The 22,569-nt window shown below is 64.6% G+C and carries 28 protein-coding genes and 1 pseudogene; 15 read left to right on the top strand and 14 right to left on the bottom strand.

The annotated features are described in order from the left end of the window. Positions 1 to 48: 48 nt before the first annotated feature. From ITJ49_RS17005 to ITJ49_RS16985, 5 genes are all read left to right on the top strand, one after another. Positions 49 to 651: a recombinase family protein gene (locus ITJ49_RS17005; protein WP_055960814.1), complete on the top strand. Its 603-nt coding sequence runs from the start codon at positions 49 to 51 to the stop codon at positions 649 to 651. A 6-nt stretch (positions 652 to 657) separates the two neighbouring features. Further along, a complete protein-coding gene (locus tag ITJ49_RS17000) occupies positions 658 to 2,061 on the top strand; it encodes a Mu transposase C-terminal domain-containing protein (protein WP_071301383.1) in 1,404 nt (467 codons plus the stop codon). Further along, positions 2,058 to 2,870 (top strand): AAA family ATPase, encoded by an 813-nt coding sequence (locus ITJ49_RS16995; protein WP_055960810.1) that lies wholly within the window; start codon positions 2,058 to 2,060, stop codon positions 2,868 to 2,870. The genes ITJ49_RS17000 and ITJ49_RS16995 overlap by 4 nt, the downstream gene beginning before the upstream one ends. 154 nt (positions 2,871 to 3,024) lie before the next feature. After that, the gene (locus ITJ49_RS16990) at positions 3,025 to 3,594 is read left to right on the top strand and encodes a recombinase family protein (RefSeq protein ID WP_194606734.1); all 570 of its coding nucleotides are present in this window, start codon (positions 3,025 to 3,027) and stop codon (positions 3,592 to 3,594) included. Between the two features lie 64 nt (positions 3,595 to 3,658). Then, on the top strand, positions 3,659 to 4,003 hold the full coding sequence (locus tag ITJ49_RS16985; protein WP_194606733.1) for a hypothetical protein: 345 nt from the start codon (positions 3,659 to 3,661) through the stop codon (positions 4,001 to 4,003). 140 nt (positions 4,004 to 4,143) lie between these two features. Here the strand turns inward: ITJ49_RS16985 and sigK are convergent, their stop codons facing one another. Next, a complete protein-coding gene (sigK, locus tag ITJ49_RS16980) occupies positions 4,144 to 4,728 on the bottom strand; it encodes an ECF RNA polymerase sigma factor SigK (RefSeq protein WP_194606732.1) in 585 nt (194 codons plus the stop codon). Between the two features lie 357 nt (positions 4,729 to 5,085). On the opposite strand from sigK, the gene ITJ49_RS16975 reads away from it, so the two are divergent. After that, positions 5,086 to 6,318, top strand: coding sequence for a GAF domain-containing protein (locus ITJ49_RS16975; protein WP_194606731.1), 1,233 nt, complete (start codon positions 5,086 to 5,088; stop codon positions 6,316 to 6,318). A 141-nt stretch (positions 6,319 to 6,459) separates the two neighbouring features. Here the strand turns inward: ITJ49_RS16975 and ITJ49_RS16970 are convergent, their stop codons facing one another. Beyond that, a complete protein-coding gene (locus ITJ49_RS16970; protein WP_194606730.1) occupies positions 6,460 to 7,128 on the bottom strand; it encodes a TetR/AcrR family transcriptional regulator in 669 nt (222 codons plus the stop codon). A 30-nt stretch (positions 7,129 to 7,158) separates the two neighbouring features. Between ITJ49_RS16970 and ITJ49_RS16965 the strand changes: the two genes are divergently transcribed. Further along, positions 7,159 to 7,410 carry a hypothetical protein gene (locus ITJ49_RS16965; RefSeq protein ID WP_194606729.1) on the top strand — a complete coding sequence of 84 codons (252 nt, stop codon included), beginning with the start codon at positions 7,159 to 7,161 and terminating at the stop codon, positions 7,408 to 7,410. Between the two features lie 125 nt (positions 7,411 to 7,535). Here ITJ49_RS16965 and ITJ49_RS16960 read toward each other — a convergent pair whose 3' ends face one another. Both ITJ49_RS16960 and ITJ49_RS16955 read right to left on the bottom strand, forming a co-directional pair. Further along, positions 7,536 to 8,009, bottom strand: coding sequence for a DUF1772 domain-containing protein (locus ITJ49_RS16960; protein WP_194606728.1), 474 nt, complete (start codon positions 8,007 to 8,009; stop codon positions 7,536 to 7,538). Continuing rightward, a complete protein-coding gene (locus ITJ49_RS16955; protein WP_194606727.1) occupies positions 8,006 to 8,431 on the bottom strand; it encodes an ester cyclase in 426 nt (141 codons plus the stop codon). The genes ITJ49_RS16960 and ITJ49_RS16955 overlap by 4 nt, the downstream gene beginning before the upstream one ends. Positions 8,432 to 8,546: 115 nt before the next feature. Here ITJ49_RS16955 and ITJ49_RS16950 point away from each other — a divergent pair, with 115 nt between their 5' ends. After that, on the top strand, positions 8,547 to 9,119 hold the full coding sequence (locus ITJ49_RS16950) for a TetR/AcrR family transcriptional regulator (protein WP_194606726.1): 573 nt from the start codon (positions 8,547 to 8,549) through the stop codon (positions 9,117 to 9,119). Positions 9,120 to 9,605: 486 nt separating this feature from the next. Here the strand turns inward: ITJ49_RS16950 and ITJ49_RS16945 are convergent, their stop codons facing one another. Next, positions 9,606 to 10,280, bottom strand: a complete 675-nt coding sequence (locus ITJ49_RS16945; protein ID WP_194606725.1) for an NYN domain-containing protein — start codon at positions 10,278 to 10,280, stop codon at positions 9,606 to 9,608. 34 nt (positions 10,281 to 10,314) lie between these two features. Next, positions 10,315 to 10,497: a hypothetical protein gene (locus ITJ49_RS16940; RefSeq protein ID WP_194606724.1), complete on the bottom strand. Its 183-nt coding sequence runs from the start codon at positions 10,495 to 10,497 to the stop codon at positions 10,315 to 10,317. A gap of 169 nt (positions 10,498 to 10,666) precedes the next feature. Here ITJ49_RS16940 and ITJ49_RS16935 point away from each other — a divergent pair, with 169 nt between their 5' ends. Further along, positions 10,667 to 10,915, top strand: coding sequence for a DUF1905 domain-containing protein (locus ITJ49_RS16935; RefSeq protein ID WP_228514659.1), 249 nt, complete (start codon positions 10,667 to 10,669; stop codon positions 10,913 to 10,915). Between the two features lie 111 nt (positions 10,916 to 11,026). On the opposite strand, the gene ITJ49_RS16930 is transcribed toward ITJ49_RS16935, so the two are convergent. The 4 genes from ITJ49_RS16930 to ITJ49_RS16915 form a co-directional block, all read right to left on the bottom strand. Beyond that, entirely contained in the window at positions 11,027 to 11,368 is a 342-nt protein-coding gene (locus ITJ49_RS16930) for a VOC family protein (protein WP_228514658.1), read from the bottom strand. Between the two features lie 184 nt (positions 11,369 to 11,552). After that, complete coding sequence (locus ITJ49_RS17725; protein ID WP_370544593.1) at positions 11,553 to 11,759, bottom strand: DUF1801 domain-containing protein; 207 nt, start codon at positions 11,757 to 11,759, stop codon at positions 11,553 to 11,555. A gap of 646 nt (positions 11,760 to 12,405) precedes the next feature. Then, on the bottom strand, positions 12,406 to 13,557 hold the full coding sequence (locus ITJ49_RS16920; RefSeq protein ID WP_194606723.1) for a glutathione-independent formaldehyde dehydrogenase: 1,152 nt from the start codon (positions 13,555 to 13,557) through the stop codon (positions 12,406 to 12,408). 64 nt (positions 13,558 to 13,621) lie between these two features. Next, entirely contained in the window at positions 13,622 to 14,689 is a 1,068-nt protein-coding gene (locus ITJ49_RS16915; RefSeq protein ID WP_194606722.1) for an NAD(P)-dependent alcohol dehydrogenase, read from the bottom strand. A 152-nt stretch (positions 14,690 to 14,841) separates the two neighbouring features. On the opposite strand from ITJ49_RS16915, the gene ITJ49_RS16910 reads away from it, so the two are divergent. The 3 genes from ITJ49_RS16910 to ITJ49_RS16900 all read left to right on the top strand — a co-directional run bounded on the left by ITJ49_RS16910 (position 14,842) and on the right by ITJ49_RS16900 (position 18,021). After that, on the top strand, positions 14,842 to 15,906 hold the full coding sequence (locus ITJ49_RS16910; RefSeq protein ID WP_194606721.1) for a catalase family protein: 1,065 nt from the start codon (positions 14,842 to 14,844) through the stop codon (positions 15,904 to 15,906). A gap of 63 nt (positions 15,907 to 15,969) precedes the next feature. Then, positions 15,970 to 17,058, top strand: a complete 1,089-nt coding sequence (locus ITJ49_RS16905; protein WP_194606720.1) for a catalase family protein — start codon at positions 15,970 to 15,972, stop codon at positions 17,056 to 17,058. A gap of 444 nt (positions 17,059 to 17,502) precedes the next feature. Further along, the gene (locus ITJ49_RS16900) at positions 17,503 to 18,021 is read left to right on the top strand and encodes a GNAT family N-acetyltransferase (protein WP_194606719.1); all 519 of its coding nucleotides are present in this window, start codon (positions 17,503 to 17,505) and stop codon (positions 18,019 to 18,021) included. A gap of 31 nt (positions 18,022 to 18,052) precedes the next feature. On the opposite strand, the gene ITJ49_RS16895 is transcribed toward ITJ49_RS16900, so the two are convergent. After that, entirely contained in the window at positions 18,053 to 18,268 is a 216-nt protein-coding gene (locus ITJ49_RS16895; RefSeq protein WP_194606718.1) for a hypothetical protein, read from the bottom strand. A gap of 75 nt (positions 18,269 to 18,343) precedes the next feature. On the opposite strand from ITJ49_RS16895, the gene ITJ49_RS16890 reads away from it, so the two are divergent. Beyond that, entirely contained in the window at positions 18,344 to 18,598 is a 255-nt protein-coding gene (locus ITJ49_RS16890) for a hypothetical protein (protein WP_194606717.1), read from the top strand. 31 nt (positions 18,599 to 18,629) lie between these two features. Here ITJ49_RS16890 and ITJ49_RS16885 read toward each other — a convergent pair whose 3' ends face one another. Beyond that, on the bottom strand, positions 18,630 to 18,998 hold the full coding sequence (locus ITJ49_RS16885; protein WP_194606716.1) for a VOC family protein: 369 nt from the start codon (positions 18,996 to 18,998) through the stop codon (positions 18,630 to 18,632). A gap of 242 nt (positions 18,999 to 19,240) precedes the next feature. Here ITJ49_RS16885 and ITJ49_RS18330 point away from each other — a divergent pair. Further along, a pseudogene (locus ITJ49_RS18330) lies at positions 19,241 to 20,101 on the top strand (hypothetical protein); the annotation flags it as partial. Further along, entirely contained in the window at positions 20,084 to 20,662 is a 579-nt protein-coding gene (locus tag ITJ49_RS18325) for a HEPN domain-containing protein (protein WP_370544592.1), read from the top strand. The pseudogene ITJ49_RS18330 and the gene ITJ49_RS18325, both read left to right, overlap by 18 nt. Positions 20,663 to 21,013: 351 nt before the next feature. Here ITJ49_RS18325 and ITJ49_RS16870 read toward each other — a convergent pair whose 3' ends face one another. Next, positions 21,014 to 21,964 carry a GlxA family transcriptional regulator gene (locus tag ITJ49_RS16870; RefSeq protein WP_370544591.1) on the bottom strand — a complete coding sequence of 317 codons (951 nt, stop codon included), beginning with the start codon at positions 21,962 to 21,964 and terminating at the stop codon, positions 21,014 to 21,016. Between the two features lie 10 nt (positions 21,965 to 21,974). Then, positions 21,975 to 22,244, bottom strand: coding sequence for a sugar transporter (locus tag ITJ49_RS16865; protein WP_194606713.1), 270 nt, complete (start codon positions 22,242 to 22,244; stop codon positions 21,975 to 21,977). Between the last annotated feature and the right edge of the window lie 325 nt (positions 22,245 to 22,569).

Here is a 22,569-nt window from a genome sequence, read left to right as displayed (position 1 = left end):
TACGTGCCGCCACTACCCCTCCTGGTCGAGTTTCGCTACGTTCTCTTCATGGGTCACCTTCTCGGGTATGCGCGCGTGTCCACCACAGACCAGGACGCGTCGCTGCAGATCGACGCGCTCAACGCCGCTGGCTGCTACCGCGTGTTCGTCGACACCATGTCCGGGTCGCTCCAACACCGGCCCGAGCTCGACAAGCTCCTCGACCAGCTCCGCCCCGGCGACACTCTCGTCGTCTGGCGACTCGACCGGCTCGGCCGGTCCATCCGGCACCTCATCGATCAGCTGCACGCTCTCGCCGAGCGCGGCATCGGGTTCCGGTCCCTGCAGGAGACCATCGACACCACCTCGCCCGGCGGCCGGCTCGTGTTCCACGTCTTCGCCGCGTTGGCGGAGTTCGAACGGGACCTCATCAAGGAACGCACCAACGCCGGCCTCGCCGCCGCTCGAGCCCGCGGCCGCACCGGCGGCCGACCATCTCGGCTCTCCGCGGACCAGGTGCGCACCGCACGCCGGCTCTACGAACAGCAGGACATGACCGTCGCGCAGATCGGCGACGTGCTCGGCGTTAGCCGCACCACCATCTACCGTGCACTCGCGAAGCACGCCGAGCCCGTCGCGGCGCGACGAACCAAGCCTTCCCCAACGATGTAGCTGGCTATGGACGCGAGCGAGCGGTGGGGCATCCTTCGACTGCACGTCGAGGACGCCATCCCGCTCGCCACCCTGGCCCGCACCACGGGCGTCGCTGAGCGCACCCTGCAACGCTGGTTGGCCCGCTACCGAACCGGCGGATACCCGGCTCTCGCCGACGGCACCCGCACCGATCACGGCGCCCGACGGACGGCACCGGAACTGGTGCGCCTGATTGAGGGGCTCGCACTCACCAAGCCACGACCTTCGATCGCCACGATTCACCGCCAGGTCGACAATTACTGCACCAAACGAGGTCTCTCAGCGCCGTCGTACTCCGTTGTGCGGTCGATCGTGAACGGGCTTGATCCCGGGATGGTGACGCTCGCGCTTGAGGGGCCCGCGTCATATCGGGACAAGCACGAACTGCTGCTCCGACGTCGTGCGGATCGCCCCAACGCGATCTGGCAGGCGGACCACACGATGCTCGATCTGCTCATCGTCGGACCCGACGGCAAGCCCGAACGGCCGTGGTTGACGGTGATCCTCGACGACTACTCCCGCGCGGTCTGCGGGTACATGGTGTTCCTCGGCGCCCCATCCGCCGCGAACACCGCGCTCGCGCTCCGGCAAGCGATCTGGCACAAGCCGGAACCGGACTGGCCTGTCTGCGGGATCCCAGACGTGCTCTACACAGACCACGGGTCCGACTTCACCAGCCACCGAATCGGCGACACCGCCGCCGTGCTGCACCTCCGCATCATCCACTCGCAGGTCGCTCGCCCCCAGGGCCGCGGGAAGATCGAGCGGTTCTTCGGCACCATCAACACCGAGCTGCTCCCAACGCTCCCCGGCCACCTCGCACCCGGATCCTCGGCGCCGGCGCCGACGCCGGCGCTGGATCTCGCCGGTGTCGACAGTGCCATCAACACGTTCATCCGCCGCTACAACGCCCGCATCCACCGCGAGCTCCGGAAGAGCCCACTGGAAGCGTGGATCGCAGACGGGTGGCTGCCACGAATGCCGGACTCCCTCGAGCAGCTCGACGGGTTCCTGCTCACCGTCCCGACCACGCGTGTCGTGCAACGAGACGGCATCCACTTCGAAGGGCTCCGCTACACCGCAACCACTCTCGCACCCTTCGTGGGCAGCACCGTCAGCGTCCGGTACGACCCCCGCGACGTCACCGAGATCCGTGTCTTTCACCGCGACGCGTTCCTGTGCACCGCGATCAGTACCGCGCATCAGACCGAGACCATCAGTCTCAAGCAGATCCAGGCCGCCCGGAACGCGCAACGAAGAGCCCTGCGCGGGCAGATCCGCGAACGCATCGCGATCGTCCGCCCCACACCCGATGATCACACCCCACCAGCACCCGCACCGGCACCGGATCAACCGCGACTGATGACCTACGAGGAGGACCGGTCATGACGAGCCAGTTCATCATCACGAAGGAACACCGTCGGTTCGCGGAGTTCGCCGACGCCGTCCGGAAGCAGAACACCATCGGCGTCTGCTTCGGCCCCGCTGGCGTCGGCAAGACCCTCTCCGCACGCCGCTACGCCCACTGGGACAGCATCGGCCCGTTCATCGCCAGATGGGCCGCACGCAGCGAAGACGACACGAAGATCTACGCCGCCGCCCACCGAGCCCGCACCGTCTTCTACACGCCCGAGGTCTCCGCCACGATGCGCGCCCTGCAGGACGACCTCCGGCACGACATGCTCCGCACCGAACGCTGCATCGAGGAACACCTCCTGCTCCAGGGTCGCCACTTCGACCACGCACACGGCCCCAACCCGTCCCTGCTCGAGCTGATCATCATCGACGAGTCCGAACGCCTCACCGGCAACGCGATCGAGTGGCTCCGCGACCAGTACGACCGCACCGGCATAGCGATGATCCTCATCGGCATGCCCGGCATCGAGAAGCAGTTCAGCCACTACCCGCAGCTCTACAGCCGCCTCGGTTTCGCCCACCAGTACCGTCCGCTCGGCCACGACGAGCTGCTCTTCGTCCTCGAACGTCAATGGCGCAAGCTCGGCAAGACGCTCGACCCCGACGACTTCACCGACGCGCAAGCCATCGCCGCCGTCGAACGCATCACCCGCGGCAACTTCCGGCTCCTTGAGCGCCTCCTCCCTCAGATCCAACGCGTCCTGAAGATCAACGAGCTCGACGTCATCACCAACGACGTCGTCGAGGCCGCCCGCAGCACCCTCGTCATCGGCACCACCTGACCCGACACCGATCGCAGCGAAAACGACGACACAGAGCGAGGCTGCTCACAGGGAGTGGATCAGGAACTCAGGCAGCGCTTGTGTTCGTCAAGTCTCAACAGACTGTCCCGCGAAAATGCCCGGGGAGGGTGCGTCTGACAGTACAGTCAGCACCATGCTGATCGGATATGCCCGCGTCTCGACCTCGGGGCAGGATCTCGCGGCACAGCGGGACGGCCTGCACGCTCTCGGCGTCGAGGATCTGAACGTGCACGTCGACCACGGCATGTCGGGGACGTCGCGTGAACGGCCTGGCCTCCGCACCGCCCTCGCAGCGGTCCGCGCGGGCGACACTCTCGTCGTCACAAAGCTCGACCGACTCGCGCGTTCTCTCCGAGACGCCACCGACATTGCGGACGAACTCACCAAGAAGGGCGTCGCACTCAACCTCGGGGGAGCGGTCTACGACCCGACGGACCCCGTGGGCCGGCTCCTGTTCAACGTCCTCGGGATGGTTGCTGAGTTCGAAGCGGATCTCATCCGGGCTCGCACCCGCGAGGGCATGGCGATCGCCAAGGCTGCCGGGAAGCTGCGCGGCGGGAAGCCCAAGCTCAACAAGGCGCAAGAGAAGCACCTGGTCGAGCTGCACCGTGCCGGCAGCCACACCACCAGCGACCTCGCCGAGCTGTTCGGCGTGGGACGAGCCACCGTCTACCGCGCGGTGCATCGTGCTGATCCGACGTAGCAGTACGGCTCTCTCTGTGCCTGCAGCTCGGCTCTCAGGAACGCTCTCGCGCTACAGTCGCACTATGAGTAACACTGGGGAGGGCCCACGGCTCGTCCCTGCAGCGATGTGGTCAGTACTCGTTCTTGGGTGTGGTGTCGCGGTGGCGATCCTGTGGCTGTATGCCTTGGTCTCTGTCGTCGCCATCGGAGGAGCTCCGACGCCGGATGCAACGGCCAGCGGTCGGGAGTGCTTGAACGCTGCAGCGGTGGTGAGCAGTGTCGCGGCCGTCATCGTCGTCGTGTTGGCGAGCATCCTCGTTCGCCGCGGTGTTCACCGCACCGGTGCTCTGGTTGCGATGCTCCTCGCAATTTGTGCGCCGTGGGTGCCCATCGGGGCTGCGGTCTTCGGTCGCCTCGCTGGCGAGTAAGCCTGGAGAGGCGTCCCACAAAACCGACTCGGACCGTCCGCATCCGCTGCTGACTAGGGCTGCATGGTCTGTTCGGCGATTGATCGGCTAGTGAGACGGTGGCCGAAGGGCAAGCGCAAGCACGGGGAATGGGCCTGAGCTTAGGCGGCGTATGGTGTTGCGACCTGGGATCGGAGGGCGATTAGAGCGTCTCGGAGGCGCGTTTTCATTGTTCCGAGAGGCACGCCAAGAGCGATGGCAGCTTCATTATTCGTGAGGCCCTGAAAGTACGTCATCTCCAGCGCGTGGCGCTGATTCGGAGTAAGCGAGGCCATAGCGCGGCGGATGCGGCGAGTCTCCATGTTTGTCTCCACGGTTTCCTCGACATCGTCCCGGATTTGCTCAAAATCGCGGATTCCCACGGCGAGGTCTCGATCGCGGCTTGCTTGCGAGGCCCGGACACGGTCGATCGCTCGCCGGTGGGCCATCGTGAGAAGCCACGTCAGCGCCTTGCCTTTTCTAGGATCGAAGCGGGCCGCCTGTTGCCACGCTTCCAAGAACACATCCTGAGTGACCTCTTCCGACTGAGCGGGATCAACAAGGACGCGCTTTATTATTCCCATCACTCGGGGCGCCGTCCGGTCATAAAGCAGGACGAAGGCGTCGCTGTCGCCATCTGCGACAAGGAGCAGAAGGTCCTCGTCCGCTCGGTCGACGTGGGTGGCTGCGGCAGGAGCTAACGACACAGGGCCTCATTACATTGGCCGAGGCCGGGAAAGGTGGGACTTCGGTGCCTCCACTTGGTTCAGTGTATGCATGTGCATCGTCTAGGTTGTCCCCAGTTCAGGGGACATTAGGGTCCCGGCTGTCCGGCCACCCATCGCCTACCGGTCCACGTCGCTTGACTACCTGCGAGACGCATAGACCAGGGCGTCGGCGCCGTTCCATCGGCTGAGCCCGGCAATGAAGCGTTCGGGCGTTTTGGGGGTTCCAGGGCCTTGAGCGGCTGGCGACACTGGGTGGAAGCGTGTCCGTCTGGTGCGTCTTGCCGCGAGAGAGAACCCGGGTCCTGCACCGGAGAACAACGAAAGGGGGAACCGTTCATGTATGAGCTTCTGCGACCGGTCATGAAGGCCTGGTACGCCACCGAGCTACGCGCCCGCGGCTCCTCCCCGAAGCCCATGGATACCCCCACCATCCGCGCCACCCAGCCCGACGCGGACAATGTGCTCCTGATTGGCAACGGGCCCCTCCACGGGTGGGGGGTTATCACCCACCAGATCTCTATCACCGGGCACCTGGCCCACGAAATCCACGCCGAGACCGGGCGGCCCTGCTCGGTGCACTACATCGGCGACGAAACCATGACTGTTGCGTCCACCCGTGCATGGATCGGTGATCACGACCTCGGCCAATACGACGCCATCGTGCTGGTGCTAGGGATGAACGATGCGGTGCGGCTCACCCCGTTGAAGACGTGGGAGCACGAGTACCGGGATTTGTTGGAGTTCCTGTTCTGCGCGGTAAAACCTGGTGCACGGATGATCGTCGCAGGCACGCAACCCGTGCGATCCGTGGACCCGTTTAACAAGGCCCTGGGGAACATCGCGGAATATCACGCGGGCCGGATGAACAAAATCCTTGACGACATCACCGACGACTTCTCCGCCGTAACGTTCTTTCGCCTGCCGGCGCCCACGATGGACCCGGAGATGCCGTTGGGGTCCACCTGCGTGTACAACGCATGGGCAAAACACATTGCCGCGTACCTCGCCCCCGCCCTCGACATCGTCCGCGCGACCAACAGCACGCCCCGACAGGTTCTCCCGGAACCGGAGTACTCCTGGTCGGGCACGAGGACGTTGATCGATAACGCCGCACGGGGCGGGTCGGATGAGCTGCAACGGCTAGCCGCCCTGGCCATGGACACGTTCTCCGTGGATCTTGCCGGGGTGTCCCTGATCGACGGAGACCGGGTCTGGTTCGCCGTGAACACCCAGGTGCTGCCGAAATCGGCACCGGCGGAGCTGGTGTACTGCAATACCGTCGTCCAACAGCAAGCCCCGCTCGTCGTCCTCGACGCGCAGAAAGACCCCCGGTTCCAGGGAAACGCGTTCATCGACATCACCGGGATGGACTTCTACGCCGGCCACCCCCTCACCTCCACCACAGGGGACACGATCGGGACGTTCTGCCTGTTCAACAGCAGCCCAAGGCCGGAGGCGTCGGTATCGATGGAGGCTCTGAAAATGCTCGCCGTGCAAGCCGAGACCGAACTGCGACGCTACGAAACACAATCCGCCACAACCGGGCCTATCGACACCACCCACCCGTAGGGTTGCTGTTGTGTCGGGGGGTGGTACCCCAGACACACGGCCCGACCCCGGGGATCCACTGATCCGGTTCCTGCGAGGTGTGGCCGCGGGGTCTCCCGCCCGGGCAGGAGACCCCGCACTCCCTCCGCTCGCGCCGTCGGGTTAGGTGATGTCGAGGTCCCATACAGGCGGGGTGTAGGTGCGCGCCCACCCGTCACGCATCCGGGTCACCGCCCGATCGAACGCGTCCAGCAGATTCATCCCCGGACGCACCATTGACTGCAACTGCAACCCCTCATACAACGCGATCAGCTGTTCCGCACCCCGGGCCGGGTTCATCGTGTCCGACTCCCGGCCTACCTCAATGTCGGTGCCGAGTTGCCGCATCACCTGGACGTGGAAGTGCACCCAAGCCTCCTGCAGGTGAGGAGCCATCGGGTGCCCCGGGGTGGCGGAGATGTTCACCGTCGCCGACAGAACCCGCATCAATGCGGGATCCTCAATGTTCGACTGCACCAGGGCTCGCAAAAAAGCGGCCGCCCCGTGCCGCTCCGCGACAGGCAAAAGGGGGCTGGTACGGCGACCGTGCCACAAATCCAGGGTCGCAATCAACAGCGACTCCCACGTCGGAAATACGCTCTTCACCTCGAGTACCGGGATGCCGGCGGTGGTAGCGACGAGGTCGTAGGAGGCTTCGTGGAACGCCACCCGGCGAAGGACTGTGATCGTCGCCTCAAGAAGGTGCAGGCGTGCCCGCGGGGACCACGCCACCCCGGACGGGGTGCTGGCCGAAGGGAACGGGCCGCTGATGGCGCCTACCAGATCAGTCATGATCAGCAAACTAGGTGCCCCAATGCCGGGGTGGAACTCCCCAATCAGGGCGACACGACTTCCGGGACCGTGCAAGCAACGTACGGTGAAAGCATGTTCCGGTGCGGGTCGTTCCACCTCCACGAGGAAGTCGCCTACCAGTGTCTCTGGGACACCCACCCTGACACCGAGCCGCACATGGCCGTGATCCGAACTCCGGGAACCATGCGAGGCGGAGACATCGAACGGTGGGGGCTGCTGCTCTGGACCAACGACATGGCCTACCGCGGCCACACGACCTGATACAGCCTGCTGCCACGGACTCACACGGAACAACACCCGTTCAGTCCGCGAACCTGACGGCACGGAAAGTTGAGCGCTCTTCCGGCGTGCCGGGCCGGCCCGTTGACCGACCCGTGAGCTGCCTTTCAGCTGATGATGAGACTGATACCGAGTGCGAGGAGGGCGAGGCCCTGGAAGGTGGCGCGGAGCACTATGACACGGTCCCAGTCGGATTGCAGTTTCCGCGCGTGAGAGGGTGTCTCCCGCTTGTCGGAGGCTGCGGTGAGGACCCGGTTGATTGGGGCACTGATGCGTCCGTAGAGCACGGTCCACATCACCAGCAGAACCAAAGCCACGCCGGCGGTGACCGCCTCGGCGTCGGCGCCGCCGAGGACCGCGAACATGGCAGCCGCAGCGGACGCGACGAGGCCGATGACGCCGGGCACGGGCATTCGACGGTCACCGTACCGATGCACGTTGCCCATCACCGCGACCAGCGCCACGTCGTCAACTTGCCGGAGCGCGGGACGGAGCACAAGTGCGCTGAAGGTGTCCGTGCCGTAAACAACCCCTGCCCCGAGAAGCGCAAGCAACGCGGCCAGGTGAGCGAGAGGAATCATGCCTGGCCAGCCACACGTCCACCCAGCGGTGGCAGCACGCCCACCTGCTGGAACACCTCCAGAAGGTTCAACTCGTCCCAATGCTCAACGAACAGGCCCTCGTGGATGCGCCAAATGTCGATGCTGCGCATTTCCACTGGGTTGCCGCTGGCCGAGATGCCGAGGAAATCCCCCGTGTGAGTGCCCCGATAGACAAAGCGGCCGACGACTCGATCACCCGAGATCACCAGATCTTCCATCGTGGCGGTCACATCCGGCAGCCCGGTGAAAAACTCAGCCCAAAAGTGCCGGTTCGCTTCGCGCCCGTCGCTGACGACAGCATTGTGGTTCCGGTAATCCTCTCCGATGAACTGATCGACCAAATCAGGATCGTGCTCATTCAGCATGTAGAGGTACATCTCGACAAGGGCCTGTTCCGTCATGGTAGTGATACTCCTTCAACTATGGGTTAGCGGCGCTAACGCGTAGCAACGCTAACCCTCTTCGAATCAGACGTCAAGGGCAATGCTCCTTTTGCGAGCGGCGCTACACTCAGATATGGCCATAGCGGATCGGCGCCTCAGGGAGCGGGAGGACCAGCGTCGACTCATCACGTCCACGGCGCGACGTCTCGCGGAACGAGAAGGATGGGACGCCGTCACGACACGGCGACTGTCGTCAGAAATCGAATACAGCCAGCCAGTCATCTACAAGCACTTTGGATCCCTCGACGAGATGACCGAGGCGGTCGCACTCGAGGGCTTCGTCGAGCTCACCGAAACCCTCACTCGCGCCAGGCTTACCGCCCAGCCCGACGATGCCGTCGGCGCGGCCGCACACGCTTACAGCGCATATGCCCTCGACAACCCGGCTCTCTACGACGCCATGTTCACCCGCGCAAACCGGTTGACATTCAGCGCGGCGGACACGCCGACGCCATTGTCATCCGCGTATGCCGAGCTGCGGGCTGCGGTCTCAACCATCCAAACCGGGCAAGACATCGACACCCTTACCGAGGTGTTCTGGGCGGCCCTCCACGGACTCGTCACACTCGGCCGCAACCATCGACTCCGTTCACATCACCACGCGGAACAGATCGAACTTCTGATCGCACAGTTCGCGGGCCGGTAGCCGATCGGCTAGCGAGACGGGTTTCGAGGGCCACGCCTGGCCGACCGAAGCGCCAGGAGGATGTCAATAAACCAGCAGGCAACACCGACCAGGATGATTCCGCTGCCGATCCGGATAGCGGTTGAGTTCCCGGTTGACGCGTTACCGACGATGAACGCGATCCCAAACAGGACGAGGGCACCACTCAGAACGTCGAGCATGACGCGAGACCAGGACCGCCCCGATCCTTCGAGGCCGAACGTCTCCCTTGGAGTGCGCATGGCTGGATGATAGGCGCGCTTCTCGTGCTTGGTGCACTGCCGAGCTAGTGATCAGTTCACCATGGTTTATCGGAACGCCGGCTGCGGGCGGCCATTTTGGAGGTGCACTGCGGGCAGCGAAATTGGAAGGTGTTGAGTCACGCCAGGGCGTTCCTCGTGGTACTTTTGTGCCACAACCCCTGTTCCTCTGGATCAGGCTCAAGGCCCCGCCTAATGCGGGGCCTTGCTATTTCCACGCTGCAGGTCGTCGGGCAGGCCGTTTGGCAGTGTGCACAACGTCGGGCATCTGGTTACGCGCGGCGAAGCTCGGTCTTAAGTAGAGGCTGAAGTCGATCCCTGCTGCCTCAAACAGCTTTGTGCGTTCGTCCCGCGGGTACAGGACCCCAACGCGCGCACCAAACCGTCCTCGAACAACCTCGATGGGTCGCGCGAGGTCGGAGTCAGACGACACCACGACATAGTTGTCCGCGAGTCCGTCAAAGGCATCCAGGAGCAGCTGGGTGGCAAGCTTCACGTCCGATCCTTTCTCCTGGACCTTGTAGACGTGGTGGCGAGTCAGCGGCGGCTGCTCTTTACCGTCGACCCATTCGCGTGCGTGCCCGTGGTGAACAGTGAAGAGTGAGTCGTCGTGCACGGTCAGCCGGTTGAGTGTGCGCAGTGCACGGATGTAGACGTCTTGCCGGTCGGGGGCGTGCGGGTCCTCCGGGTTCATCCTTCCCTTGATCCGGGCGGTGAAGTAGTGCACTTGCGCGACCTCGAAGTCGTCCAGGACGTCGTCGAACAAGGCGACAAGGTCCAGCCACTTGTTCGCGGGCCGGCTCTCCAACTGCCCCTTGTACAGGTTGAACCCGTCGACGTAGACGATTGCTGTCGGCTTTCCCACCGGATCAGCTTGCACCACTTGGCCCTAGTCTTCGGTACCGGATGGCGATCGGTCAACGGTCCCGTCTGATGAGCCAGGGAAACAGCCCGATCAGGATTGTCATTGCGCCCACTCCGATCAGTGGGCCGCTGATCCACGTGGCCGCCGCTTCCGACAGCGCTGCGACAACTACGCCGCCCGCGACCAGCAGGGCCCCGACCATGCCGAACACAAGTTGTAGCCGATTGCGCTTCATGCGGGTGAGCGTAGTCGCGGTCCTCCCTCGGACAGCTCCTACCTCGTCTCAGTAGCCGATCGTCAGATGGGACGGGCGGCCTTGCTCATGTCGCCTCGAGATCGACGCTCCTCGCGCTCGTCGTCCTGCGGCTTGCCGGGGCAGAGATGTAGCTGGTGAGATGTGACCGATGAACGACCGCGGCCCGATCGACATCTGCTTCACGGCGACTTTGGGGAAAGTGCGTGAGGGAGACGCCTGGACATGCGTCCAACTCCTCGACTCGGCCGTGATCTTCGGCACGAGGGGCCTGGTCAAGGTCGCGGGCACGATCGACGGTGAACCGTTCCGGAGCGCGTTCATGGCCTTGGGCGACGGCACCCACAAAACTGCCGGTCGCCGCCGCTGTCCGCAGGAGCATCGGCAAGACCGACGGTGACGACGTCGCCTTCCACCTCACTGAACGACTGAACTGACACCGGACCCACTCGATCCTCATCGAAGGTCCTGGCCGCGGGACAGTCTCGTGGCGCGCGCCATCGGGCGCCGCCTAGCTGTGGGTGGTGTTCGCGCGCATCTCATCGAGGGTCATCTCTGGCGCCTCGCCGGCTGCCGCCTCCGGGTCCATCCAGACGAAGTCCCAGTGGTAGCCGTCAAGGTCGTCGAAGCTCTTGGAGTACATGAAGTCGTGGTCCTGCTCGCCGGCGCTCGTGGCGCCGGCAGCGAGGGCCTTCTCGTGGATCGAGTCGACCTCCTCCTTGCTCTCGGCGCTGAGGGCGAGCTGCACCTCGGTCCAGGTGGTGGCATCGATGATCGACTTGCTCGTGAACTCGGCGAAGAACTCGTGCGTGAGCAACATCGCCGTGATCGTGTCGCTGATGACGACGCTCACGGCGTTCTCGGCGCTGAAGTCCTCGTTGATCGAGTAGCCGAGCGACTCAAAGAACGATCGTGACCGAGCCGGTCGCTGACGGCGAGGTTGACAAAGATCGTGGTGGGCATTGTGTCGCCTCTCTTCCCTGACGCTGGCCGCCTGTCGCGGCCGGTCGAGTCGTGTCGCTGTCAGGACGACCCGGTCACTTCTTGCCGCGCGTGGCTCTCTTGCTTGCATTGAACACGATCGCGGCACGGACCAGGGCTGCAAGAGCGTCTTCAGGGATCACGTCGCCTTCAGAGAACTCCACTGAGCGGCGTTGGTTGCCTCCGAGCTCGCCGTTGAAGATGCCGGCCGGGTCGTCGAGGGAGGCGCCGTACATGAACCCGAGCTTGACCTTCTTGAAGATGTTCCCGACGACGAGGATGCCGTCGAGCTCTCAGACGGGTGCCCCCATCCATTTCCACTCTTCGGTTATCCCCGCGTCGACGCCCAAGATGATCCGGCGCGAGTCAGCAAGAACAGCCCCGCACCAGTTAGGGTGCGCAGCGATCAGGGCATCGATCTCATCGTGAGGAACCACGCGTACTTTCTACGGCAACTAGAGACCGACCTTGCACAGACGGCACTCACGGGGACATCGCTTTGGAAGTGTCCTTTTTCGTGTCACGAGGCTTAGCCAAATTGCGCACCGTCAGAAGGGTCGCGTCAAATCTCAATAAGGGATAAGCAGACGCGCCTAAAAGGGGGTTGGCCAACCGATTGGAGCCCCGTGACCATCCCCTCCCATGGCTGCCCCAAGTGTCACTCGCACTCTTCTATGCACGCCAGCCTTGCCCCTGGTGCGGGTAAGCCAGCGATCCACTGGTCATGCCTGCGTTGCGGCCATGGATACGACACCACTGAGGACTACTGGGCGATCAACGCGCTTCTCGCGCACGGGAGCTAACTCACACCGCTGATCAACGGTCACGCCTTCCGTCGCGAAATGAAAGCCAGTTACTGGTCACACGCAGAAGGCGAGGTGCTGGGCACCTCGCCTTCTGGCCGTTGCCTCAGTTGCCGCCGGCGGGGTGGAGCACGACCTTGGTCCAGCCTTCGTCGCGGGCGTCGAAGTGCGTGTACGCGTCAGGTGCCTGCTCGAGGGGCAGGTTATGGCTGACGATGAACGACGGGCTGATCTTGTCCGCAGCGATCAGGTCGCGGAGTTGCCGGTTGTACTTCTTCACCGGGGCCTGTCCCGTTCCGACTGAAATGCCCTTGAACCACAGCAGGCCCCAGTCCAGGGCGAACTGGCCTTTCTGGGCGAGCTCGTCGGAGGAGTTCGGGTCCTCGGGAACGTAGACGCCGACGACACCGATGTGCCCGGTGAAGCGAACGGAAGCGATGAGGCGGTTCATGATGAGGTTGGGCACCTCCTTGCCGCCTTCTCCGTGGCCCTGGTACCCGACGCACTCGAGACCGGCGTCGACTCCGAGGCCGAGGGTCTGGTCCAGGACGAACTGCACCGGGTCGACCTTGGAGTCGTCGACCGCGATGGCCCCGACGGACTCGGCGAGCTTGAGCCGGTCGGCCTGGTGGTCCACGATCATGACCTTGGCTGCGCCCTTGATCTGGCAGCTGAGGGCGGCCATGAGGCCCACGGGGCCGGCGCCGTAGATGACGACGCTGTCGCCGGGCTTGACCTGGGCGAGCTCCGCGGCGTGCCAGCCCGTGGGCAAGATGTCGGAGAGCATAACGTAGTCGTTCTCCTTCTCGACGGAGTCCTCGCCAAGACGAAGGGCGTTGAAGTCGCCGAAGGGCACACGCAGGAGTTCAGCTTGGCCGCCCTGGTAAGGGCCCATGTCGGCGAAGCCGAAGGCGGCGCCGGCATAGGCGGGCTCCGGCTGCATCGTCAGGCAGTAGCTGGTCATGCCCTTCTCGCAGTTCTTGCAGTGCCCACACGCGATGTTGAAAGGCAAGACCACTCGCTCGCCGACCTTGACCTTGTCGACCCCGGAACCCACCTCAATGACTTCGCCAAGGTTCTCGTGTCCGAATGCACGTCCCGTCTCGAAGTCGGTCCGGCCCTCGTACATATGCAGGTCCGAGCCGCAGATGTTCGTGGCCGTGACCTTGATCAAGATGTCCGTGGGGGCTTCGATCTTCGCGTCCTCGACCTCGTCGACGCTGACGTTCTTCGGGCCATGGTAGACCAGTGCTCTCATCGTGGTTCTCCTCTTTTCGTTGTTTCCTGCGTCGATGCAGGAGGCTTCGTGTCGGTGGTCGTGGCTACGCGTCGTCGCGCAGGGTGGAGGTGTCGATGACGTAGCGGAATCGCACGTCGCCCTGGACCATCGCGTCGAACGCGTCGTTGACGCCGAAGGCGGGGATGACCTGCACGTCAGGGGCTATGCCGTGCTCGGCACAGAAGTCCAGCACCTCCTGCGTCTCGGCCAGGGTGCCGATGAGTGAACCGCTCAGCAACAGACGCTTGAGCGAGACGGCGCCGAAGTCGATGCCGCCCTCGTGGATCGGCTCGAGCATGCCGACGGAGTGCAGTCGGCCGTCGTGCCGGAGCAAAGACAGGTAAGGGTTCATGTCGAACGCCGTCGGGATGGTCGACAGGACGAAGTCGAGGGTTCCCTCGGCAGCTGCGACGGCGTCGTCGTCGGTCATTACGATCGCGTTGGTGGCGCCGAGCTGCTTTGCCAGTTCGGCTTTCTCGGGCGTGGTGGTGAGCGCGACGACCTCGGCGCCGCGGGCGACGGCGATCTGCAGTCCGATGTGGCCGAGCCCGCCGATACCGGCAACGCCGACCTTTAGGCCGGCGCCGACGTCGAAGTGCTTCAGCGGTGCCCAGGTCGTCACTCCTGAGCAGAGGATCGGGGCGGCCTGCTCGCTGCTGATCGACTCGGGGATGCGCAGCACAAAGTGCTCGTTCACGACGATCTGGTCGGAGTACCCGCCGAAGGTCACCTCGCCGGTGTCGGGGTCCTTCGCGTTGTAGGTGAAGACCGCCGGGGGCTGCTGGTACTGCTCCTCGTCGACGCCGCGCTGATCGTCGCTGCCCCAGTACACGAGGCAGCCGACTCCGACGCGGTCACCCACGGAGAACCCGTCCACGGAGTCGCCGATCTCGGCGACGGTGCCGACGATCTCGTGACCGGGCATGCAGGGAAAGTTCGTCGCGAGCGGGCCGTCGAACTCGTCGCGGGCTTGGTGGACGTCGGAGTGGCACACGCCGCAGTGCGTGATGTCGATCAGGACGTCCTCGGCACCGACCGGCGGCCGGTCGAACTCGAGGGGCGCGAGGGGAGTGGTGGCGTTGGGTGTGGCGTAGCCGATGTTCGTGGGCACGGGGCCTCCAAGGTGTCGGGGCGAGCTGTGCCCCGGATGGTAGACCCCGTGCTCAAGCCTGACCCGCCTCACTGCGCGAAGCGGATGACCGGTGCCTCGGCGGGGGACAGCTCTCAGGAACCTGTGCGGAGGTGCTGCCTAGCATCGCCGCCATGAGCGATCCACGAGCCCACCGGCCGATCAGCTACGACGACGACGTCGAGGCCCTGCTGCCCGACGAGGATTCGATCATCGAGCAGACCATCGTCACGATGCAGCGCACCATGGAGAAGACGTTCGAGGTCACCCGGCACGGCCACAGCGGTACGCACTCGAAGAGCCACGGTGTCGTCACGGGCCGGCTGGACGTCGCCGCCGACCTACCGCCCGAGCTCGCCCAAGGGATGTTCGCGGCGCCCGGCAGCTACGAGGTCGTCGTCCGCTACGCCAGCGAACCCGGGGGCATCGACCCGGACCAGGCCAAGCGGGCCCGTGGACTGGCGTTGAAGGTGCTCGACGTCCCCGGGGAGAAGCTGCGCGAGGGGTGGACCAGTCAGGACTTCCTGTTCAACACCTGGCCGATCATCCCGCAGGGCGACGCGAAGGTGTACCTGGACGCCATCACCGCGCGCCACGAACACCACGGCAACCACGCCGCGACCGTGGCCGCGACGAGCCTGAAGCACCCGGCCCCGAAGGGGCTCACCTTCGACCGGACCCCCGCGATCGACGTCATGGCGCACAGCTACTACTCGCAAGGTGCGTTTCGCTTCGGCGACCACGTCGCCAAGTTCGCCATGATCCCGGTCGCGGCCCAGCAGCTGGATCTCGTCGACCACGAGGTGGGCAGGGAGGACCCGCCGAGTGTCCTTTCGAAATGGGTGCAGGAGTACTTCAGCCGTCAGGAGGCGCGGTACGAGTTGCGGGTGCAACTGAACGTCGACCTCGAAGCGATGCCCGTCGAGGACGCGTCTGTCGAGTGGGACGAGCAGCTCAGCCCCTACCGCACCGTCGCGACGGTCACCCTGCCGCCCCAGGCGTCTTTCAGCCCCGAACGTCGAGTGTTCGCCGAGGACGTCATGTCGTGGCGCCCCTGGTTCGGACTGGCCGCGTTCCGGCCTCTGGGTTCGATCAACCGGGTCCGCCGCGCGGGGTACGAGCGCCTCGGCGCCTGGCGCCACGAGAAGAACGCGCGGACCGAGGTCGACCCGCTGACCCTGGCCGACGTCCCCGACTGACGACCGCCTTCCGGCCTCGTCGCCGGACGGATCGAGCACCCGACGAGATCGAAGGAGATCCCCTTGCAGTACCTGAAGTACACCCCCGACGTCGAACAGATCCAGCCTGGTGAGGACGAGGACATCGCCGCTGTCCGTGAGATCTTCGAGGAGGTCCGCGCCCTCGCGTTCGAGAAGCACCGTCACGGCCTCCGGGACGCGCACGCGAAGAGCCACGGCGTGCTTCGCGGCACGCTCGCCGTGGCCGACGACCTGCCCGTCGAGCTCGCCCAGGGGCTGTTCTCGACGGATGGCGAGCACCCGGTCGTCATCCGGTTCTCCACCGCGCCCGGCGATATCGTCTCTGACGGCATCGGTGCCGCGTTCGGCATGGCGATCAAGGTCCTTGACGTCGACGGCGACAAGGTCCTCTCCGGTGACCCGCAGGCACGAACGCAGGACTTTTTGCTGGTCAACCACCCGACCATCTCGTCAGGAGACGTCCACACGTACCGCCGCGACCAGGCGGTGCTGCTTTCGACGTCGAAAGCCCCCGAGGGCGTGCAACTGGCGGCGACCACCGTCCTCCGGGGTGCTGCGGACGCCCTCCGCAAGGTCGGCATCGACAAGACAGGGGGCCCCGCCGGACAAGCCAAGCCCCACGTCAACCTCCTCGGTGAGAGCTACTACTCACAAGGCGCCCTCCGCTACGGCGATCACGTCGCGAAGGTCGCTGCCGTGCCGGCGTCTCCGCACCTCCGCGCGCTCACGGGCCAGCACGTGTCGATCAGGGAAGCGTCCGCCTACCGCGACCTCACGAGCGAGTTCTTCACCGGACAGGGCGCGGTCTGGGAACTCCGCGTCCAGCTCGCGACGAACCTCGACCAGACACCGATTGAGGACGCGTCCGTCGAGTGGCCCGAGGACGTGATCCCGTACCGGACGGTGGCGACGATCACCGTCGAGGCCCAGGACACCTACTCGACCGAACGAAGGGTCTTCGCCGACGACGAACTCTCGTTCAATCCCTGGCACTGCCTGGTCGAGCACCGGCCCCTCGGATCGATCCAACGGGTCCGTCGCCCCGTGTACGCCGACTCCGTCGAGGATCGCGGCCACCTCAACGCACGGACGCCGCGTGAACCCGACACCATCGACGATCTACCGGCATGACGGGAAGCACGGTCGTGCCCGCATTCGCTCGGTCCGATCGTGCCGTCGAGGGTGTCGTGTGGCCGCGTGCCATCGAGTCGGGGGCCTCTCCGGTAGACGATCGTTGACCGCGACCCATCCTGCTGAGATGCTTCCTGGAACCGGTCGAGGTCGTCATGTTCGAAGAACGCGGGTGGTTCGCTGAGGCTGACGCGAGAGCGCACAGGCCCGCCGACTCGGTGAACGATGTGGATCATCGTGGAGATGCTCCCCGAACCGAGCACCGGCCTGAACCGGTCCGCCTTCGCCTACTCGACCGCCTCTTGCGCGGTTTTTCTTGGCATGACCGGGTTCAGCGACCGCGTCGTTAACTAGCAACCCGCGTCTGCCCGATAGACGATCCCGATCCGGGCGGTTGCGGGCGGGACCGGCCCCCACCATGAGGCAGCCTCATAGGCTTGCAGGGTGACTACCAACGTCGAGCCGCGTCCTTTCCGTCCCGAGGACGCCGCGGAGCTGACGGTTCTTCTGAACTCGGCCTATCGAGAGCTTCAAGATGCGGGATTGAACTTCACCGCAGCGACCCAGAACGTCGAGACGACCCGCCAGCGGGTGGCAGAAGGCGTCTGCTGGGTGGTGGAGAACGACGGCCATGTCGCAGCGAGCATGACACTGTCCGTGCCTCCACCGGACGACGTCCGATCACTGTCCGAGCATGCTCAGGAGCCGGGCACCGGATGGCTGTGCCAAGTGGCGGTCGGGCCGGAATTGCGCGGTCGCGCCGTCGCTAGAACGCTGTTCGACGTTGCCTGCGCGTGGGCCATGAGGAACGGCATCACGAGGATCGGACTCGACACTGCGGCACCGGCCGAGCACCTTGTCGCCATGTACGCGCGTTGGGGCTTCGAGCACGTCGACGACGTGCGCTTGCCCGGGAAGCGCTACGACAGCATCGTGATGACACGAAATGTGACCGGCTCGTAGAACCGGCCCAAATGTTTCAGTAGCCGATCGGCTACCGATCGCTGAGGTGGTCGGACCGCGTCTTCCGCTGGGCATGCCGCCACAACCGGACGCCGGCAACCATCCCGAGGATGCCAAGCGCTGAGTTGAGGATGAGCAGGACGATGTCGGGGTCCGCACGCGTCAGCCGCACGGCAGACGTCACAAGGAACACTAAGCCGAAGACTATCGCGATCGTCCCGCAGACCTTCGCACTGACAACATCCATGGCCAGGATCGTAGACGAGCACTGCGTTCGTTGAGCGACCGAGCACCGGGCTGCTTCACGCCGTACGCTCGCCGCATGCGACGCGTTCTCGACTTCCTCGGCATCACCCGGGCCAAGGGATCACCTCGCCCCAAGCTGCTCACGGCGATCGTCGGTGGGTTTGGCTTGTTCCTCGTCATCCTCGGCGGCGCTGTGATCGCAGGGAACATGGAGTCCGGCCACCCCACCCCAATCTGGATCGGTGGCGCACTGGTCGCGGTTGGCCTGGTGTGCTGGATCGTCGAAGCCGTTCTGAGTAGTCGCACGGCCGGCGGTGGGCCGTCTCAGTAGCCGATCGGCTACCGGGCGGGTTCAGCCGCCCTCAGTCTTCTGGATGAATGAGGCAGAACGGGTGTCCAGCTGGGTCGAGGTAGACACGAAACGTGTTCGTTCCCGCACCGGTCACCGTTGCTCCGACAGCTAGGACCGCCTCTTCCGCCGCATCTAGATCCTCGACCTTGACGTCGAGGTGAATTTGCTGCGGAACGCGCTGACCAGGCCACTCCGGGGGTTGGTACTCATCAACTCGCTGAAACGCCAGCAGCGGTCTTTCTCCCGGTTGGGTGGGAACGATCTCGGCCCAGTTCGAGTCCAACTCAGCTATCTCTCCACCCAGGAGCTCGACGTAGAACCGGGCAAGAGCTTGTGGTTCCGAGCAGTCAAGAACGATGACGTCGAAGGTACCGATCATGCAGATGCGGTAGCTCGTCGACCGGCGCGAAGGGGTGCGCAATGTCGTACCGGCAGCCGATCGGCTACCGGACGAATTCCTTTCTCACTTGGACCCGCAGTTTGATGTGGCTCGATCGAGTCGAAGAGTCGGCCGCCCGCGAATTTCGTCCGATAGTTCGCGCAGGCGCGGTCGTCGGATAGGCGCATTCTCAACCTTCCTCAGGCATTGTGTTTTCAATCGATTTGCCAAAGAGTGAGGGCATGAAGCAGTATCACGGGCATTGGTGGGAGCCCGACAGTGACGTGGAGGTTCCCGGCGTTTTTACCTTGGATGATGACGGCACGGGGAAGCTGGAACTTGTCGGAGGATTTGATCTTGCGATCTTCGAGGAAACGAGTCCGGGCGTGCGCTCTTACTCGGGCGCGCAACGACGTACTCCCATCCTCCTCGGGCGGTGTGGGAACGAGTCGTTCACACTGGTCAACTGCATCCCCACTCAAAGCGTCGGTCTCACGGAGCTAACGTTCCAGCGCTTCCATGTCGACCAGACGCTCACCGGTGCTTGGGTGCAGTCCCGGTCGGAGAAGGTTCTGCGCAAGGCCTAGGTACGCCTGGAGAACCTCACATCTTGGGCGCGATTTGACGCCTGGGAGCACACGCTCCGGTACCCCGATGACTCGGATCAGACGGCGACGTTGCGCAAAGTTGCGCCGCAGCAAGTGGACGTCGACGGTTGGGGCTACACCCTCTCACTTGCGCGAGGAGGTTTTTACAACAGGGAGACACGGGCGAGCACGACACTGATTGGCGATGTCACTGCACGGGTCGAGATTGTTCCGCCGAGTCCAATGTCGGTGGATGAGGTCAACGGCAAGGTTCAAGAACTGACTGACTGGCTCACGCTCGCGACGGGTTCAGCCTGCGGTGTCATCGCTCTTGGCTTCGAACACGTGGAAGAACAGACTTACCGTGACCCGCGCGATCCGGATGGAGAACCGATCAACCGGACCATCTACATCGAGTCGCGTGGCCGGCGCATCTATCAGGCATCACCTGACGAACCGGCCGTCCGCGCCCATGATTTCCGCTTCACGGCATCGCATATGCCGTTTTCTGAAGTCCTCCCGAAGTGGCTCTCACTGCGACGCAAGTCGCCATCGGCCGGCAACATGTACTTCGGCAACTTTTACGCACCGCCCACCTACACGGAAATTCGCCTTTTCACGATGGCGGTGACCGCCGAGTCGTTGCACGCTGCGATCTTCGGCAACGCGGGTGCTCAGACCACAGAGCAGGAGGTGGCAGAGGCAAGGAAGCGCGTGAAGGACACCTTGGAGCACGGCCGTGTGAGAGAGCTAGTTCTGCAGGAGTTGAAGCACCGGCCGACGTTCCAGGAGCGCATGACGCATCTCGCGGGCGTACCGAACGCAGGTGCCGTCCGCCTCCTGATCCCAGACATTCAGCACTGGGCGACCGAACTTAAAAAGGCCCGCAACGGTGTGGCACACGGCGCAACCGACAAGCTCACGCCGGAGATCTTCCAGATCTTCGTTCAGACACGAGACCTGCTCTCACTCGTGTACTTGCAGCTATTGGGTTTCGATGCCGAGACGCAGCAACGTGTGGCCAATGACACCATGCAGCACTGGGCTGTTCAGGAAGAAGGCGACGGGGACGCATGACGTGCGGAACTGCTGAGGGCTTAGTTGACTTGGTTTTCCAGTCCGCGATTACGGCCTGCGGGTTATTTATTGCCTCGTACTTGACCGGTGTCAGCTTGCTGAGGCCACGTTGGCGCCATTTCCGGTGCTAGCTGGCCTCGATCCGCGTGATCATCGACAGCCGCAGCTGCTCCCTTAGGGCCCATTTCCGCTGATCCAGAACGTTCTCTGCAAGAGCGCGAAGAACGACTCCATCGCAGCGTTATGGGCGCACGCACTGAAATGTGTACTTGGCGCTTGTTTGCACCGGGAGCTAGGCGAAATGCTCGGCACCCTTGTGCTCGATAGACGATCGGCTATCGAGACGGCCTTTCATTCCTGGAACGCGGTTCGGTAGGCGGTGGGGGAGGTGCCGATGATGCTGCCGAAGTGGCGTCGGAGGTTCGCGTCGGAGCCCAGCCCGGTCGCCTGGGCGATCTGGGTCATGGTGAGGTCGGTGCGCTCGAGGAGTTCCCGGGCGTGGTCGATCCTGGCGCGGAGGACCCACTGCATCGGGGTGATGCCCGTGTCGGCCGTGAAGCGGCGGGAGAACGTCCTCGCGGACACATTCGCTTGACGAGCGAGGACTGGGAGGGAGAGGTCGTCGTCGAGATGGTCGAGCGCCCAGGCTCTCGAGGCGGCGAAGACGTCTCCGAGGGGTTCCGGGATGGTGCGGGGCACGTACTGCGCCTGGCCGCCGCTTCGGTACGGGGCGCTGACCAGACGGCGTGCGACGTGGTTGGCGAGGGCGACGCCGTGATCGCGGCGGATGAGGTGCAGGCAGAGGTCGATACCGCTCGCAGCACCGGCACTGGTGAGCACGTCGCCGGCGTCGACGAACAGCACGTGTTCGTCGACGTCCACGTCCGGGTACTGGTCGCGGAGCACGTCCGTGTAGTGCCAATGCGTCGTCGCACGTCGACCGTCGAGGAGGCCGGCGGCGGCGACGGTGAACGCCCCGGTCGAGATCGCGGCGATCCGGGCTCCGCGCTCGTGGGCCGCCTGGAGCGCTGCGATGACGGCCCGTGGGGTGCTGACGTCGGCGGGGTTCCGGTAGCCGGGGACGAGGATGGTGTCGGCCCAGCGGAGGGTGTCGAGGTCGTGGCTGACGGCGTAGGCGAGGCCGTTCCACCCGTCGACGGTGTTGGCGTCCTCGGCGCAGGCGCGGACCTCGTAGGGCATGCTCGGCCGCTTCGCGAACACGTGCGCCGCGATCCCGACGTCGAGCGCCTTCGCCCCGTCCAGGAGGAGCACCGCTACCCGGTGGTCGCGGTCGCTGGTCACGCCCCCGAACCTAGCGCGCAGCGGCGCGACCACGATTGGCGACCGCGGCGGCACCAGCGAGGACGAGGAGCACGATGACCCCGGCGGCGACGTACACGGCCCGGTACGGGTCGGGGAATGCGCCGAGCACGGCGATGAGCACGCCCGCGAGGACGGCTCCGGCCCGACGGGTGTTCGTGAACAGCCCCGAGGCGAGACCGGGACTCGGGAACACGTCCTGGAAGACGGTCAGGCCGAGGCTGGCGACGGTGGCGAAGAACCACGCGTTCAGGGGCTGCAACGCGAGCAGCTGCCACGGTTCGTGCGCCAGCGCGACGAGGCCGTAGTAGGCGACGCCGCAGGCCCAGCCGCCGGCGAGGTGCGTATCTGTAGCTTTGCGGGCGAACCAGCTCTATTGCCCACGGCAGGGGCGCACCTACGGAGGCATGAGTGCAGGTAGCCTGGTGTCTCGTAACCCTAGGGATATGGGATGTCCCACTGACTCGATCTCGAGAACCGAGTTAGGTCCGGATTTCCGCCACGTCGAAGTTCCCAAATCTATGTGCCAAAAGCCTTTGCTTGAGTTTGCGTGTTCATCGTTGGTTTTGGGACACATGGAGGTCCAT

This window comes from Frondihabitans sp. VKM Ac-2883 (genome assembly GCF_015350875.1).
Lineage (GTDB): Bacteria > Actinomycetota > Actinomycetes > Actinomycetales > Microbacteriaceae > Frondihabitans.
The sequence above is the reverse complement of the archived record's forward strand: the minus strand, read 5'-3'. Positions and strand labels throughout refer to the sequence as shown.

Excerpts from the sequence above, each read along its gene's own strand:
- ITJ49_RS16985 (WP_194606733.1), top strand. The coding sequence starts at position 3,659 with ATGAGTAACACTGGGGAGGGCCCACGGCTCGTCCCTGCAGCGATGTGG.
- ITJ49_RS17000 (WP_071301383.1), top strand. The coding sequence starts at position 658 with ATGGACGCGAGCGAGCGGTGGGGCATCCTTCGACTGCACGTCGAGGAC.
- ITJ49_RS16935 (WP_228514659.1), top strand. The coding sequence starts at position 10,667 with ATGAACGACCGCGGCCCGATCGACATCTGCTTCACGGCGACTTTGGGG.
- ITJ49_RS17005 (WP_055960814.1), top strand. The coding sequence starts at position 49 with ATGGGTCACCTTCTCGGGTATGCGCGCGTGTCCACCACAGACCAGGAC.
- ITJ49_RS16975 (WP_194606731.1), top strand. The coding sequence starts at position 5,086 with ATGTATGAGCTTCTGCGACCGGTCATGAAGGCCTGGTACGCCACCGAG.
- ITJ49_RS16885 (WP_194606716.1), bottom strand. The coding sequence starts at position 18,998 with ATGATCGGTACCTTCGACGTCATCGTTCTTGACTGCTCGGAACCACAA.
- ITJ49_RS16950 (WP_194606726.1), top strand. The coding sequence starts at position 8,547 with ATGGCCATAGCGGATCGGCGCCTCAGGGAGCGGGAGGACCAGCGTCGA.
- ITJ49_RS16970 (WP_194606730.1), bottom strand. The coding sequence starts at position 7,128 with ATGACTGATCTGGTAGGCGCCATCAGCGGCCCGTTCCCTTCGGCCAGC.
- ITJ49_RS16895 (WP_194606718.1), bottom strand. The coding sequence starts at position 18,268 with ATGGATGTTGTCAGTGCGAAGGTCTGCGGGACGATCGCGATAGTCTTC.
- ITJ49_RS16960 (WP_194606728.1), bottom strand. The coding sequence starts at position 8,009 with ATGATTCCTCTCGCTCACCTGGCCGCGTTGCTTGCGCTTCTCGGGGCA.
- ITJ49_RS16995 (WP_055960810.1), top strand. The coding sequence starts at position 2,058 with ATGACGAGCCAGTTCATCATCACGAAGGAACACCGTCGGTTCGCGGAG.
- ITJ49_RS16920 (WP_194606723.1), bottom strand. The coding sequence starts at position 13,557 with ATGAGAGCACTGGTCTACCATGGCCCGAAGAACGTCAGCGTCGACGAG.
- ITJ49_RS16890 (WP_194606717.1), top strand. The coding sequence starts at position 18,344 with ATGCGACGCGTTCTCGACTTCCTCGGCATCACCCGGGCCAAGGGATCA.
- ITJ49_RS16940 (WP_194606724.1), bottom strand. The coding sequence starts at position 10,497 with ATGAAGCGCAATCGGCTACAACTTGTGTTCGGCATGGTCGGGGCCCTG.
- ITJ49_RS16990 (WP_194606734.1), top strand. The coding sequence starts at position 3,025 with ATGCTGATCGGATATGCCCGCGTCTCGACCTCGGGGCAGGATCTCGCG.
- ITJ49_RS16955 (WP_194606727.1), bottom strand. The coding sequence starts at position 8,431 with ATGACGGAACAGGCCCTTGTCGAGATGTACCTCTACATGCTGAATGAG.
- ITJ49_RS16910 (WP_194606721.1), top strand. The coding sequence starts at position 14,842 with ATGAGCGATCCACGAGCCCACCGGCCGATCAGCTACGACGACGACGTC.
- ITJ49_RS18325 (WP_370544592.1), top strand. The coding sequence starts at position 20,084 with ATGCCGTTTTCTGAAGTCCTCCCGAAGTGGCTCTCACTGCGACGCAAG.